Origin of the sequence: Mesorhizobium sp. M0983 (genome assembly GCF_040318975.1) — a bacterium.
Lineage (GTDB): Bacteria > Pseudomonadota > Alphaproteobacteria > Rhizobiales > Rhizobiaceae > Mesorhizobium.
Map to the genome: position 1 here is coordinate 1 of NZ_JAMYNH010000022.1, position 13,929 is coordinate 13,929.

Consider the following 13,929-nt stretch of genomic DNA (forward strand, 5'->3'; position numbering starts at 1 on the left):
GTAGGGCAGTAGGGCAGTAGGGCAGTAGGGCAGTAGGGCAGTAGGGCAGTAGGGCAGTAGGTGTCTATTCAGCCGACAGCTTGCGGATGAGAAGCCGCAAGAGCTTTCCTACGCTCTCGCTGTGAGGCATTAATGATTCGACTGCCTCGCGAGAGGTAATTCCAACCCGTTGCGCGATTAGAAGGTGTGTCTCCAGTTCCTTGAGTGATCCCTGGGCGATCCTGAGAAACTGCTGGTAGGAAGCTCGGCTTTCTCGGCCGTAACCCTCGGCGATGTTGGCTGGCACAGACGTTGCTGCCCGACGCACCTGACCCGTCAGCCCGTAGAGCTCGTCCTTCGGCCAGGTCCTTGTGACTTGGGAGATTGCAACCGTTAGGTCCATGGCTTGCTGCCAGACGATCAGATCCCTGTACGATGCGATCTTGTCCGTCATCCTTGCCCTACTGCCCTACTGCCCTACTGCCCTAACTGCCCTACTGCCATATTGCCCTACTCCCCTACTACACATTCAGCAGCAAATACTCCCGCTCCCATGGGCTGATCACTTCCATGAAGGTCTCGAATTCCGCCCGCTTGATCGCCGCATAAGTCGCTGCGAAGGATTTGCCGAGTAGGGCGCAGAGTTCCTCGTCGGCCTCGAACAGGTCGACGGCTTCGAGCAGGCCGCGCGGCAGGTCGATCTCATCCTCATTGGCGGTCGTCAGTACCGGCGGATCGGCCTTGATCTTATTGGTCATGCCGATCAGCCCGCAAGCGAGCGATGCGGCCAGCGCCAGATAGGGATTGGCGTCGGAGGAAGGAATGCGGTTTTCGACGCGCCGCGCTGCCGGGTCGGAGCGTGGCACGCGAAAGGCCGTGGTGCGGTTGTCGTAGCCCCATTTGTTGTTGACCGGCGCCGAGGCCGCCTGCGTCAGCCGCCGGTAGGAATTGACGTAGGGCGCAAACATCACCAGCGCGTTCGGCACATGTTTCTGCATGCCGCCGATGAAGTGGAAGAAGGCCTCGGTCTCCGAGCCGTCCTCCGCGGAAAAGACGTTCTTGCCGGTCTTCTTGTCGATGATCGACTGATGGATATGCATGGCCGAACCGGGCTGCCCCTGGATCGGCTTGGCCATGAACGTGGCATAGATCTCGTGCTTCAGCGCCGCCTCGCGGATGGTTCGCTTGAACATGAACACCTGGTCGGCGAGCTCGATCGGATCGCCGTGACGCAGATTGATTTCGAGTTGGCCGGCGCCCTCTTCGTGGATCAGCGTGTCGATCTCCAGGCCCTGGCTTTCGGAGAAATGATAGATGTCGTCGATCAGTTCGTCGAATTCGTTGACCCCGGCGATCGAATAGCCGGCGCCGCCGCCGATCGGCCGTCCGGAGCGCCCGACTGGCGGGGTCAGCGGGTAGTCCGGATCGGGGTTCTTGCGCACCAGGTAGAACTCGATCTCGGGCGCCACCACAGGTCTCAGCCCGCGTCTGTCATAGGCGGCAAGCACGCGCTTCAGAACGTTGCGCGGTGTGAACTCGACCGAGCGGCCGTCCTGGTGGACGAGGTCGCAGATGACCGCCGCCGTCGGGTCCTCCTCCCACGGCACCACCGTCAGCGTCGAGAGGTCAGGCATCAGCTTGAGGTCGCCATCGTCCTCCGGATAGTGGAAGCCGTTGCCGTCCTCCGGATAACCACCCGAGATCGTCGTCATGAACACCGCCGAAGGCAGGGCAAGCGAGGTGTTGGAGGTGAACTTCTTCGACGGCATCATTTTGCCGCGCGCAACCCCGGCCTGGTCGGGCGTGATGCATTCGATGTCTTCGATGCCGCGCCATTCCAGCCAGGCGCTGACTTCCTTCCAGTTCTTGACGCCACGTTGGTTTTTCACGAAGGCAGGCGTGCGGGCGCGTCCTCCGCGGCTCGACGGACGGACTTCCTTTTTTGCAGGCGGCATCAATCACCAGATTTGTTGCAGATTGTGGAGTATAGCCGTTGCCGGCGACCAAAGGGAAGGGGAGCCGGCTAGCGTGCGCCTCGATTACCGGGGGAACACAACGACTTCCGGATAAAAACATCCTGGTCTAGGGTCGGCGTCCCGCAACGCCGCAATTGAAGACGCCGAATGCAACACAGCCGCAAACTGACGACGATCGGCTTCGACGCCGACGACACGCTGTGGCAGAACGAACAGTTCTTCCGCATGACCGAGAAGCGCTTTGCCGCGCTGCTCGCCGACCACGCCGAGGAGGACTGGATTTCGGCAAGATTGCTGGAGGTCGAGAAGCGCAACCTCGCGGTCTACGGCTTCGGCATCAAGGGATTTACGCTGTCAATGATCGAGACGGCGATCGAGGTCACCGAAGGCCACGTGCCTGCCTCAACCATTGCCGAAATTCTCGCCGCGGGCCGCGAGATGCTCAGCCATCCGATCGAGCCGCTTCCCTATGCGCGCGAGACCGTGGAAAAGCTGGCCGGCGCCTACCGCCTGGTGCTGATCACCAAGGGCGACCTCTTCGACCAGGAACGCAAGCTCGCGCAATCCGGACTGGGCGAGTTGTTCCATGCGGTCGAAATCGTCAGCGACAAGAGCGCTGCCACCTATAGCCGGATCTTCAGCCGCTACGGCGATGGCCCGGAAAAGGGCATGATGGTCGGCAACTCGCTCAAATCGGACGTCGTGCCGGCAATCGAAGCCGGCAGTTGGGGCATCCACGTGCCGCATGAACTGACCTGGGTGCTGGAGCATGTCGAGCCGCCGGTCTCAGCACCGCGCTTTCGCCAGATAGCCAATCTCGGTGAACTGCCGGGCCTGATCGAGCGTATCGGCGAGATTGATTGATCAGGTCTGCAGTCGACGCGTCGCGGTAGAGGTCAGTTGCGGCCGAGCCCGACCAGCCGGTCGATCACCGGCTGCAGCCGTTCGGTGGTGATCGGCTTGACGACCACCGCATCGATGACGCTCGACAGGCCCAGGGTCTCCGGAGTGCCGGTCTTGACTGAGAGCAGGATCACCAACGGAAGCGATTTGCCTGACGCCCTTCGCAGCGCATCGATGCCCGACAGCAAGGCGTCGCAGTCACCGTTCTCCGCTCCGCCGTCGAGAACGACAGTGCCGGGAATCAGCGCGTGCAAGGCCTTTGCCGCGGTTTCGGGAGTTTCCGAGATCGGTTTGAGGCCGGACCGCTCAACGATCTTTGAAACCACGACCCGGTTGATCGGTGATTTTCCGACCACCAGCACCCGCGAGAAATCTGGGAGCATCCGCTTCTCCACGCCCCGGCTAACGAACGCCGCCTGCTTTGCAGTCTCGATTTCGCGATTCGCTGGGCACATGGCGGGGCAGGCCGTTGTTCAGTGTTTCAATGCAGGGTTGAAACTTGAGAGGTAATTGGCGTGAGATCGCTGCTCATGTCAAGCTGAAATGGCATATCAGGAGAATATCGCAAGAAACATTAAAATTAAAATTAAGTGCTTTTCTTTGCCGCCGCTCGAAAGGAGAAGTCGCCATTACAACTGGGCAGGCTTCAGCGAAGTTTGGCTGTGCAGCGCGAACGCATCAACTCGCAGCCGTAGCCGGATTGAAGCAGGTTGGATGAAGGCGAGGCAAGTCTGTCGCGAGCTTGTCGCATCGCCTCGCTGGACTATCCTTCCTCGTTGGCTAAGCACGTCTCTTTGAGCGACGGGAGATGACAATGGAACTCGTGACTCATAAGAAATTTAAAAACGGCCGGTTGATGCCATGGGGAAAGGGTACGGTCGTTACCGGCGCAAAGGGGTTTGTCTACCTTTCCGGAAATACCGCGACGGCCGAGGACTACGATCCGATCGGCAAAAGCGGCGGCGGCGCCATTGGCGACGCGGCAGCACAGTGGCGCGCAGTTCTCACCAACATCAAATCAGATCTGGAGGAGCTTGGCAGCGCGCTCGAGCATCTCATCCGGCTGACCTTCTTTGTTAAGGGGCCATTTCCCGATGGCGGCGTTCTGAGCTCCCCCAATTTCCGCTTGGACGTCTTGGACGAATTCTTTGCGGTGCACTGCCCGAAGCACTGCAGCTACAACAACCCGCCGCCCTCGGAAGTTATTGGAGTTGCAGCGCTTGCTCAGTCTGATCTTGTCATTGAAATCGTTGCATTAGCAGCTCTGCCGGACTAGGCAGAGCCGCAGCCTGCGAGGTGCGATAGCATGCGTTCAAAAAGGCGCGGTGCGGTAGAATTCATTAGTCGGGGCTCCGCTGTGTGACGATGACCGGGATCAGCAGATCGCCCCAGTTGCCATCGCCGCCATGGTGACGTGCCGAGCGCACCAGTTCGACCGAGACGCCGGCCTCGACCGCCTTCATCACCGACTGATTGAGCCTGTGCAGATCGTTCGCCAACATGCGAATGGTCGCCTGCTGGTCGACATTCATGCTGGTGGCTTGCTCTTCGGCCCGTTCCTTGACGCGGCTTATCGATGCCATTGGTCTTCTCCTTGTGTTGTCATGCCCGTTTGGGCGTTCCCTCTGTTTGTCTGCTATTCCGCTATTCCGCTGCCGGCCTGAATTGGGCGTGCTCGGTCGATCCATGCATGGCCGTGGTCGAAGACTGGCCACCGGTGATCGCCATCGAGACGGCGTCGAAATAGCCGGTGCCGACCTCGCGTTGGTGCTTGGTGGCAGTGTAGCCATTGGCTTCCGCGGCGAATTCCGCCTGCTGCAGTTCCGAATAGGCCGCCATCTGCCGCTCCTTGTAGCCGCGGGCGAGCTCGAACATGCCGAAGTTGAGCTGGTGGAAACCGGCCAGCGTAATGAACTGGAACTTGTAACCCATGGCGCCGAGTTCCTTCTGGAACTTCGCAATCGTCGCGTCGTCGAGATTCTTCTTCCAGTTGAAAGACGGCGAGCAATTATAGGCAAGCAGCTTGCCGGGATGGTGCTTGCGCACACCCTCGGCAAACGTCCTGGCCTGCGCCAGATCGGGCTTGGAAGTCTCGCACCAGATCAGGTCCGCATAGGGCGCGTAGGCGACGGCGCGGGCGATGCAGGGCTCGATGCCATTGCTGACACGATAGAAGCCCTCCGCGGTGCGGCCGGCGCCATAATCGACGAAGGGCTGGTCGCGCTCATCGATGTCGGAGGTCAAGAGCTGTGCCGCTTCCGCATCGGTGCGGGCCACGACCAGCGTCGGCGTGCCCATGACGTCGGCGGCAAGCCGCGCAGCGTTGAGGTTGCGGATGTGTGCAGCGGTCGGGATCAGCACCTTGCCGCCGAGGTGGCCGCATTTCTTCTCCGAAGCCAGCTGGTCCTCGTAATGGACGCCGGCCGCACCCGCCTCGATGAATGCCTTCATGATCTCGAAGGCGTTGAGCGGCCCGCCGAAGCCGGCTTCGGCATCGGCGACGATCGGCGCGAACCAGGTGTCGACCGACAGCCCCTTGCCTTCGGAAGTCTCGATCTGGTCGGCGCGCTGCAAGGTGCGGTTTATGCGCTTGACCAGTTCGGGCGCCGCATTTGCGGGATAAAGCGACTGGTCCGGGTACATGGCGGAAGCGGTGTTGGCATCGGCGGCGACCTGCCATCCCGACAGATAGATCGCTTTCAGCCCGGCCCGCACCTGCTGCATTGCCTGGTTGCCCGACATGGCACCGAGCGCGTTGACGAAATCCTCTTCATGGATGAGCTGCCACAGCCGGTTTGCCCCCATTTCGGCGAGGCTCTGCCGAATCTGCACCGAGCCGCGCAGCCGTCTCACGTCCTCTGGCGAATACGGCCGTTCGATGCCATCGAAGCGCCCTTGGGGCGCCGACGGGACAAGGTTGTAAAAATCGGTTATTGGTCACTCCAGGCTGGCTTTAATGCCGGTTTCGGAAACGCCGTACAGAAGGAATATGTGCGCCGTGTGCGTGACATCATTTACATGTCGGCACTAGGCAAGCGAGACAAACTCCGAAATTGGCCATGAAATAAGAGAAAACCTGTGTTGTGTTTGACTGATGAGAGCTGTAAATTTGTCATGATTGTAAACGCCGCCATGCCATCAGCGGATGTAAAATTCTTGTCAAGGACAGTCGATTGGCCGACCATAAAATCTTTGCCGGGCCGCGCATTCGTCGCATCCGCAACGCCAAGGGCCTGACCCAGACGGCGATGGCCGAAGGGCTCGGCATCTCGCCGTCCTATCTCAATCTCATCGAGCGCAACCAACGGCCGTTGACGGTGCAACTGATCCTGAGACTGGCGTCCGTCTACAAGGTCGACCCACATGAATTGCAGGGCGAGGCGAGGGGTTCGGTCGCCGATTTGAAGGAAGTGTTTTCAGATCCGTTGCTGGCCGGCGAACTGCCAGGCGACCAGGAACTCATCGAGCTTGCCGAGGCGGCGCCCAACGCTTCCGCCGCTGTGATAAAGCTGTTTCGCGCCTATCGCGAGCAGGCCGCGCGGCTATCCGATCTCAACGAGCTGCTCGCGCGTGAGGGCAAAGCCACCGCACTCTCCGGCGCCCGGCTGCCGATCGACGAGGTGCATGAGATTTTCGAACGCCGGCCGAACCATTTTACCGCGCTCGAAGAGGAAGCCGAGGCATTCACGTCGGTGCTCGATCCCGGCGACGATCTGTTCAGTGCGTTGAAGGCTTGGCTGCGGCGTGAATTCGGCGTCGTCGTCAAGGTACTGCCGGTCGCCACCATGCCCAACTGGCGCCGTCGCTATGACCGTCACTCGCAGCGCCTGTTCCTGTCCGAGCGCCTGTCGCCATTCGATCAGCTGCGCGAGGTGGCTATGGAGGCCTGCCTGATCCGCATGAGCGTTGCTGTCGCTGTCGAGATCCAGGCGCTGAAGCTGGCCACGGACGAAGCCCGCCGGCTCGCCCGTTTCGAGCTCGGCCGCTATGCCGCGCACGCGCTGATGATGCCCTATCAGCCTTTTCACGCCGCTGCGGTCCGCGCCCGCTATGACATCGACATGTTGCGGTCGCGCTTCGGCGTTTCCTTCGAGCAAGCGGCGAACCGGCTGACCACGCTGCAGCGGCCGGGTGCGTCGGGCGTGCCGTTCTTCATGCTCGAGGTCGACAGTGCCGGCAATCGCTTCCGCAAGGCGGGCAGCCACGGCTTTCCGCAAAGCCGCTTCGGCGGCGGCTGTCCGAAGCTGCCGGTCCATACCACCTTCGCCCAGCCCGGCCAAATCCTGGTCGAGGCCGTGGAAATGCCCGATGGTGCGGCGTTTCTCTGCATCGCCCGCACGCTCGAAGGCCCGCAGGGCTCGTTTGCCGAGCGACCGCGCCGCACCGCGCTGCTGCTCGGCTGCGACATCGGTTTTCGCGATGAGATCGTCTATGGAGCAGCGTTGCCGGGGCCGGCCGCCATCGGCAAGGCCGGACAGAACGCCACTGTGTCCGCGACGCCGGTCGGCCCTGCCTGCCGGCTGTGTGAACGCATCGGCTGCCTCGCCCGCGCCGAGCCACCGCTGACACGCCCGCTCGGCCTCGACGAGATGGTGACGGGACTGTCGGCGTTCGATTTTCAGTGACGGCAAACAGAGTTGCCGGGGATCGTGCCGCGGGCGCATTCTTCTATCGGCTACCGCTGCCTATCAGAACGTCCATTTCAATCGTCAGCGGCTCTCCAGGGCTCGGCGAAGCTAGCCCGCGCCAGACCTCCTCGCGCACGATGTGCTTCATATCCGGAGGAAGCTGGACATACTCCTGACCGCTCAATGTTGCGCCCTTGGCGATGCCGCTGAAATAGTCGTCGAAGGACGAGAACTTGATGGGCCGCGTTTCGAGCTGGACGTCAATCTTTCGAAACCCGGCGCGATAGAGCAAATCATGCAAGCATGTGGCGTCGGGGACGGAGAAGAAGCGATTTAGCTTTTCAGCTTTCTCAGGGGCATGGCGGGCGATTACCGCACCTATTCTGGCGAACAACGAACGCTCTGGCGTCGTTGTCACGCTAACTGCAGTCCAGCCGTTGGGGCGCAGAACCCGGCGAAATTCCGAAAGCGCTCCAAGCTGGTCCGAGAAGAACATGAGCCCAAGCTGACAGGTCACTGTGTCGAACCGACGGTCCTCATAAGGAAGCGCGTGAGCGTCGAACGTAGCGAGGGTGATTGGCTGGTCTTTCAAATTGCGTTTGGCGGATTCGAGCATGGCCGGCGAGATGTCGCCGCCAATCACGGCGCCGGAAGGGCCTACAATGATGGCAGCGGCTTGCGCTGCCGCTCCGGTGCCCGTTGCGACGTCGAGCACGCGATGGCCAGGCGCAATCCGTGCTGCCTTCAGCAAGGACGGGATAAACGAGTTCGTCGCACGGGCGAACAACTCGTCATAGCCAATCGCCGCCGTTTTGTAGAATGGCTCATCCATGGGGGCGCCCTATACATTTGCACCGTACGTCGAGCATGGGGCGTCTGTCGATGATCGGGCATCTCTGTGCACCTGTCGGTGCGCCAAATGGAACACGATGCTGGATCACTCCCCATCCCCGTCTTTGCGTTACGCGATTAAGGCACGTTTCTGTCGTCCGCTTTGCATCGTGCCGCCTCGAAACCGCCGACAGTCGTAATCATGACCGACATATCATCACCGCAGATCGCCGTTTCGCCTCCGCGAAATGAGGAGCGTATCGGTTTCCTGCTGGTGTTCCTGTCGGCGCTGATGTGGAGCCTCGGCGGTACCATTGCCCGTTTCATCGATGCCGGCGACAGCTGGACGGTGGTGTTCTGGCGCTCGGTCTGGGCCGCCGCCTTCCTGCTCTGCTTCATGGTCTGGCGCGACGGCTGGCGTGGCACGCTGAAGCTGTTTCGCGGCATGGGCCTGGCCGGCCTTGCGGTGGCGTTTTGTTTCGCCACGGCGTCGACCTCTTTCGTCGTGGCGCTTGCATATACCACCGTCGCCAACATCCTGTTGATGCAGGCCGGTGTGCCGCTTCTGGCGGCGTTGTTTGCCTGGGCGCTGTTTCGCGAGCGGGTGGCCGTGGCGACCTGGCTGGCGATCGCCGCCGTCATTGCTGGCGTCGCCGTCATGGTCTCGGAATCGCTCGATGGCGCCGTATCGCCGATCGGCGATGGGCTGGCGCTGCTCATTGCCGTTATGTTCTCGATCGCAACCGTCATCACGCGCCGCTTTGCCCATGTGCGCATGACTCCGGCGACGTGCCTCGGGACGATGCTGGCGGCCGCCTTCGCGGCATCGCAGGCGTCGGCACTGGGCGTTTCCAGCCACGATATGGGCTTCCTTTTTGCCTTCGGCGTGGTCAATCTGGGGCTCGGCCTCGCCTTCTTCGCCACCGGCGCCCGGCTTGTTCCGGCGGCCGTGGCGGCGCTGCTCGGCACGTTCGAGCCGATCCTAGGCCCGATCTGGGTCTGGCTCATTCATTCCGAGGTGCCGTCGGCGCGTACCATCGTCGGCGGTGCGGTCGTCGTCACGGCGCTCCTCGTCCATATCGGGCTCGAATTCAAGCGCCAGGCGCGGCCGCAGCGGGCGGGCGTCACCGGTGTGCCTTCGCCTAATTGATGCAGCGCGCGCGCCAAAGCGAGATGGACCATTGACAATGTCGCAGCCGCGCGGGCAGGCTGCGATCACGGCAACAACAAGACAGGCGTATCTTGCCAAGTCTCCATGCCGGCTGCATCGAGGCCGGACAACATCGTCGTCTCCCTGCGCGCGCCGTAGCGAAAGCTTCTGACGGCGCCGCAACACCACCAACGCCACGCCAAGTCTTCACTGTCGCCTCGTCGCCGAACCATAATGGCGCCGGCAATTCGCGCTTGTGGCCTGCCTGCAAGCTCAATACCCTGAAGCAAATGCCCAGCCGGGCGCACGCCGCGACGAGCTGGCGACGGAACACTCATCAAAGGAGAATAGCATGACCCGCAAAGCGCTCTGGCTTTCGGCGACTTCGGCGTTTCTGGCAGTTTTTACCTTGGGCGTGCATGCCGAGGACCGTGTCGTCAATGTCTTCAACTGGTCGGACTATATCGACAGTTCGATCATCGACGACTTCACCAAGGAAACCGGCATCAAGGTCGTCTACGACACCTATGATTCCAACGAAATTCTCGAAACCAAGCTGCTTGCCGGTGGTAGCGGCTACGATGTCGTGGTGCCGACGGCAAGCCCGTTCCTGGCCCGTCAAATCCAGGCCGGGGTATATCAGAAGCTGGACAAGTCGAAGCTGCCCAACCTTTCCAATATGTGGAACGTGGTGATGGAGCGGGTTGCGAAGTTCGACCCCGGCAACGAATACTCGGTCAACTACATGTGGGGGACCACAGGCATTGGCTACAACACCGAGAAAGTGAAGGAAGCCCTCGGCGTCGATAAGATCGACAGCTGGGATGCGGTCCTGAAGCCGGAGAATATCGCCAAGCTCGCCAATTGTGGCGTGTACTTCCTGGATTCGCCTACAGACATTTTTCCGACTGTGCTGAACTATCTTGGCCTCAAGCCTGACTCGACCTCTCCTGACGACCTTGCCAAGGCCACAGATCTCATGCTGAGCATCCGGCCATCTATCCGCAAATTCCATTCGTCGGAATACATCAACGCGCTCGCCAATGGCGACATCTGCGTGGCTGTCGGATTTTCGGGGGATCTCTTCCAGGCCCGCGACCGTGCGGCGGAAGCGAAAAAGGGGGTCGACATCGCCTACACGATTCCAAAGGAAGGTGCGGAAATGTGGTTCGACGAAATGGCGATCCCGGCCGATGCACCGCATGTCGCCGAGGCACACGAATTTCTGAACTACATGATGAGACCAGAAGTTATTGCCAAATCCACCAACTTTGTCTTCTACGCCAATGGCAACAAGGCCTCTCAGCCGCTCGTCAGCAAGGAGATCCTTGATGACCCGGGCATTTATCCGGATGACTCGACGCTGGCCAAGCTGTTCACTGTCGGTCCATATGACCCCAAGACGCAACGTCTCGTCACCAGATCGTGGACCAAGGTCATCACGGGACAATAGTGATCTGACGCGACCCCGGTGGCTGACTGCCGGGGTCGTTTTTCAGGGGCAGAATCAGGCACGGAGTGGGACATGAAATCGCTTGGCAGCATCCGCAGGGATTTCGCGCCATGGAACGATCCGAATGCCAAGCCATACATCCAGTTCGACAACGTCACCAAGAAGTTCGGCGACTTCACTGCCGTCAACAATCTGTCGCTGACCATCTTCGAACGCGAATTCTTTGCCCTGCTCGGGGCCTCGGGCTGCGGGAAATCGACGCTGCTCAGGATGCTTGCCGGCTTCGAGGAACCGACCGCCGGCCGTATCCTGCTCGATGGCCAGGATCTGCGCGGCATCCCGCCATATCGGCGGCCGGTCAATATGATGTTCCAGTCCTACGCCTTGTTTCCGCACATGACGGTCGAGAACAACATCGCGTTCGGCCTCAAGCAGGAAGGCATGGCCAAGGCCGATATCGACAAGCGCGTCGCCGAGATGCTGAAGCTGGTCAAACTCGAGCAGTTCGCCAAACGCAAGCCGCACCAATTGTCGGGCGGCCAGCGCCAGCGTGTCGCACTGGCCCGCTCTGTGGCCAAGCGGCCGAAAGTCCTGCTGCTCGATGAGCCGCTTGGCGCGCTGGACAAGAAGCTGCGCGAGGAAACCCAGTTCGAGCTGATGGATCTGCAGCAGAGCCTTGGCCTCACCTTCGTCGTCGTCACCCATGACCAGGAAGAGGCGATGACGATGGCCGACCGCATCGCCATCATCGACAAGGGCGAGGTGATGCAGGTGGCGACGCCGGCCGAGGTCTACGAGGCGCCGGGTTCCCGCTTCGTCGCCGGCTTCGTCGGCAATGTGAATATGTTCGACGGCAAGATCGCGGCTGGCGAGGCCGGCAGCGCAAGCATCGACGCCGGCAACGGCATCACCATCCGCACCGAAAATGCCGGCCGTGCCGCCGCCGGAACGTCCGTTACCTTTGCTATCAGGCCGGAGAAGATCAAGGTTTCCTCCACGAAACCGGCTGGTGCCGTCAATGCCATCGAGGGCGAGGTCTACGACATCGCCTATCTCGGTGACATGACCATCTATCACGTCAGGCTGGATGACGGTCAGGTGGTGCGGGCAAGTACCATGAACGCGGCACGCATCACCGAGGATCCGCTGACCTGGAACGACCGCGCCTGGGTTTCCTTCCGACCCGACGCCGGCGTCGTGCTGACACGGTAGGGACTGATCATGTCCGCTGTCACCGCCGCAACAAGCTCCTCGGCAAGCGCTGCCGGCAAATCCGCCTTGGCCAGGCTGGGAGCGGCTTTGGTTAGCCGTCTCGTCATCATCATCCCCTACCTCTGGCTGCTGTTCTTCTTTCTCGTCCCCTTCATCATCGTCTTTAAGATTTCGCTGTCGCAGACCGCGATAGCCATGCCGCCCTACACGCCGGTGCTCGATTTCCGCGACGGCGTTTCCGGGGTTGTCGCGTGGTTTGGCGCGCTCAATTTTGACAACTACATCTGGCTGACGCAGGACGCGCTCTACTTCAACGCTTATGTGACGAGCGTCATCGTCGCCGCCATCTCGACGGTCCTGACGTTGGTGATCGGTTATCCCATCGCCTATGGCATGGCACGCGCTCCGGCGACGATCCGCCCGACCTTGCTGATGCTGGTGATCCTGCCGTTCTGGACCTCGTTCCTGATCCGTGTCTACGCCTGGATCGGCATTCTCAAGCCCGAGGGCCTGCTCAACGAGCTGCTGCTCGCCACCGGCATCATCAGCCATCGGCTGATCATCCTCAACACCTACACGGCGATCTTCATTGGCATCGTCTACTCCTATCTGCCGTTCATGGTCCTGCCGCTCTATTCGGCATTGGAGAAGATGGACAATTCGCTGATCGAGGCCGCCAAGGATCTCGGCTGCCCGCCGACCAGCGCCTTCTGGAAGATCACGTTCCCGCTGTCGCTGCCCGGCGTCATCGCCGGCTGCCTGTTGGTGTTCATTCCCGCCGTCGGCGAGTTCGTCATCCCCGATCTGCTCGGCGGCTCACAGACACTGATGATCGGCAGGACGCTGTGGAGCGAATTCTTCGGCAACCGCGACTGGCCGGTGTCGTCTGCCGTTGCCGTCATCTTGCTGCTGCTGCTGATCGTGCCGATCATGCTCTTCCAGCGAGCCCAGGCGCGTGCCCAGGAGCAGGACCTATGAACGCTACCTGGAGCCGCTTCAACATCGTTTCGATCGTGCTCGGCTTTGCCTTTCTCTACCTGCCGATCGTCCTGCTCGTCGTGTTCTCTTTCAACGAGTCGAAGCTGGTCACCGTCTGGGGCGGCTTCTCGACGAAATGGTACGTGTCGCTGTTCCACAATCAGGGTCTGATGGACGCCACCTGGGTGACGGCGCGCGTCGGCGTCATCTCGGCCACCGTGGCGACCGTGCTCGGCACTCTGGCCGCGCTCACCCTGACGCGCTACACGCGCTTTCGCGGCCGGCTGCTGTTTTCCGGCATGGTGTTTGCGCCGCTGGTCATGCCGGAAGTCATCACCGGCCTGTCGCTATTGCTGCTCTTCGTCGCTGTCGGCTTCGACCGCGGCTTTCTCACGGTGACGCTTGCCCACACCACGCTGACCATGTGCTTCGTCGCTGTGGTGGTCCAATCGCGCCTGATCACGTTCGATCGTTCGCTGGAAGAAGCCGCGATGGATCTCGGTGCGCCGCCGGTAAGGACCTTCTTCCAGATCACACTGCCGGTCATCATGCCGGCGATCGTCTCTGGCTGGATGCTGGCCTTCACGCTCTCGCTCGACGACCTGGTTATTGCCAGCTTCACCTCGGGGCCTGGCGCCACGACGCTGCCGATGAAGATCTACAGCCAGGTCCGCCTTGGCGTGACGCCGGAAATCAACGCGGCGTGCACCATTCTGATCGCGGTCGTCGCAGTTGGCGTGATCATCGCTTCGCTCGCAAACAAACGCCGCGAGGTGCAGCGGCAGCGCGACGAGCAGGCGGCGCAGCGAGGTTGAGTTC

14 protein-coding genes are annotated in these 13,929 nt (G+C 61.2%); 8 read left to right on the forward strand and 6 right to left on the reverse strand.

Features of this window, described 5'->3' with window-relative positions; translation table 11 throughout:
* Positions 1–64: 64 nt before the first annotated feature.
* Together NKH71_RS27410 and NKH71_RS27415 are read right to left on the reverse strand one after the other, a co-directional pair.
* Positions 65–433 carry a four helix bundle protein gene (locus tag NKH71_RS27410; protein ID WP_023719407.1) on the reverse strand — a complete coding sequence of 123 codons (369 nt, stop codon included), beginning with the start codon at positions 431–433 and terminating at the stop codon, positions 65–67.
* A 67-nt stretch (positions 434–500) separates the two neighbouring features.
* Positions 501–1,934, reverse strand: coding sequence for a glutamine synthetase family protein (locus tag NKH71_RS27415; RefSeq protein WP_023719406.1), 1,434 nt, complete (start codon positions 1,932–1,934; stop codon positions 501–503).
* A gap of 168 nt (positions 1,935–2,102) precedes the next feature.
* On the opposite strand from NKH71_RS27415, the gene NKH71_RS27420 reads away from it, so the two are divergent.
* Complete coding sequence (locus NKH71_RS27420) at positions 2,103–2,819, forward strand: HAD family hydrolase (RefSeq protein WP_352493833.1); 717 nt, start codon at positions 2,103–2,105, stop codon at positions 2,817–2,819.
* Positions 2,820–2,851: 32 nt separating this feature from the next.
* Here NKH71_RS27420 and NKH71_RS27425 read toward each other — a convergent pair whose 3' ends face one another.
* The gene (locus NKH71_RS27425) at positions 2,852–3,241 is read right to left on the reverse strand and encodes an ANTAR domain-containing protein (RefSeq protein WP_156948085.1); all 390 of its coding nucleotides are present in this window, start codon (positions 3,239–3,241) and stop codon (positions 2,852–2,854) included.
* Positions 3,242–3,672: 431 nt separating this feature from the next.
* Here NKH71_RS27425 and NKH71_RS27430 point away from each other — a divergent pair, with 431 nt between their 5' ends.
* Complete coding sequence (locus NKH71_RS27430; protein WP_023719403.1) at positions 3,673–4,134, forward strand: RidA family protein; 462 nt, start codon at positions 3,673–3,675, stop codon at positions 4,132–4,134.
* 64 nt (positions 4,135–4,198) lie between these two features.
* On the opposite strand, the gene NKH71_RS27435 is transcribed toward NKH71_RS27430, so the two are convergent.
* Together NKH71_RS27435 and aceA are read right to left on the reverse strand one after the other, a co-directional pair.
* On the reverse strand, positions 4,199–4,441 hold the full coding sequence (locus tag NKH71_RS27435) for an SMc00767 family acetate metabolism repressor (RefSeq protein WP_352482385.1): 243 nt from the start codon (positions 4,439–4,441) through the stop codon (positions 4,199–4,201).
* Between the two features lie 61 nt (positions 4,442–4,502).
* Positions 4,503–5,792 carry an isocitrate lyase gene (gene aceA / locus NKH71_RS27440; protein WP_023719401.1) on the reverse strand — a complete coding sequence of 430 codons (1,290 nt, stop codon included), beginning with the start codon at positions 5,790–5,792 and terminating at the stop codon, positions 4,503–4,505.
* Positions 5,793–6,031: 239 nt separating this feature from the next.
* Between aceA and NKH71_RS27445 the strand changes: the two genes are divergently transcribed.
* Positions 6,032–7,483 (forward strand): helix-turn-helix domain-containing protein, encoded by a 1,452-nt coding sequence (locus tag NKH71_RS27445; RefSeq protein WP_352482384.1) that lies wholly within the window; start codon positions 6,032–6,034, stop codon positions 7,481–7,483.
* A gap of 43 nt (positions 7,484–7,526) precedes the next feature.
* Here the strand turns inward: NKH71_RS27445 and NKH71_RS27450 are convergent, their stop codons facing one another.
* Entirely contained in the window at positions 7,527–8,273 is a 747-nt protein-coding gene (locus tag NKH71_RS27450; RefSeq protein ID WP_352482383.1) for a class I SAM-dependent methyltransferase, read from the reverse strand.
* Between the two features lie 246 nt (positions 8,274–8,519).
* Here NKH71_RS27450 and NKH71_RS27455 point away from each other — a divergent pair, with 246 nt between their 5' ends.
* From NKH71_RS27455 to NKH71_RS27475, 5 genes are all read left to right on the forward strand, one after another.
* Entirely contained in the window at positions 8,520–9,467 is a 948-nt protein-coding gene (locus NKH71_RS27455; RefSeq protein WP_352791196.1) for a DMT family transporter, read from the forward strand.
* 352 nt (positions 9,468–9,819) lie between these two features.
* A complete protein-coding gene (locus NKH71_RS27460) occupies positions 9,820–10,920 on the forward strand; it encodes a polyamine ABC transporter substrate-binding protein (RefSeq protein ID WP_352791200.1) in 1,101 nt (366 codons plus the stop codon).
* A gap of 72 nt (positions 10,921–10,992) precedes the next feature.
* A complete protein-coding gene (locus NKH71_RS27465) occupies positions 10,993–12,132 on the forward strand; it encodes an ABC transporter ATP-binding protein (RefSeq protein WP_352791194.1) in 1,140 nt (379 codons plus the stop codon).
* A gap of 9 nt (positions 12,133–12,141) precedes the next feature.
* Positions 12,142–13,110 (forward strand): ABC transporter permease subunit, encoded by a 969-nt coding sequence (locus NKH71_RS27470; RefSeq protein ID WP_031194151.1) that lies wholly within the window; start codon positions 12,142–12,144, stop codon positions 13,108–13,110.
* Positions 13,107–13,925 carry an ABC transporter permease gene (locus tag NKH71_RS27475; RefSeq protein ID WP_352791192.1) on the forward strand — a complete coding sequence of 273 codons (819 nt, stop codon included), beginning with the start codon at positions 13,107–13,109 and terminating at the stop codon, positions 13,923–13,925. The genes NKH71_RS27470 and NKH71_RS27475 overlap by 4 nt, the downstream gene beginning before the upstream one ends.
* Positions 13,926–13,929: the final 4 nt, after the last annotated feature.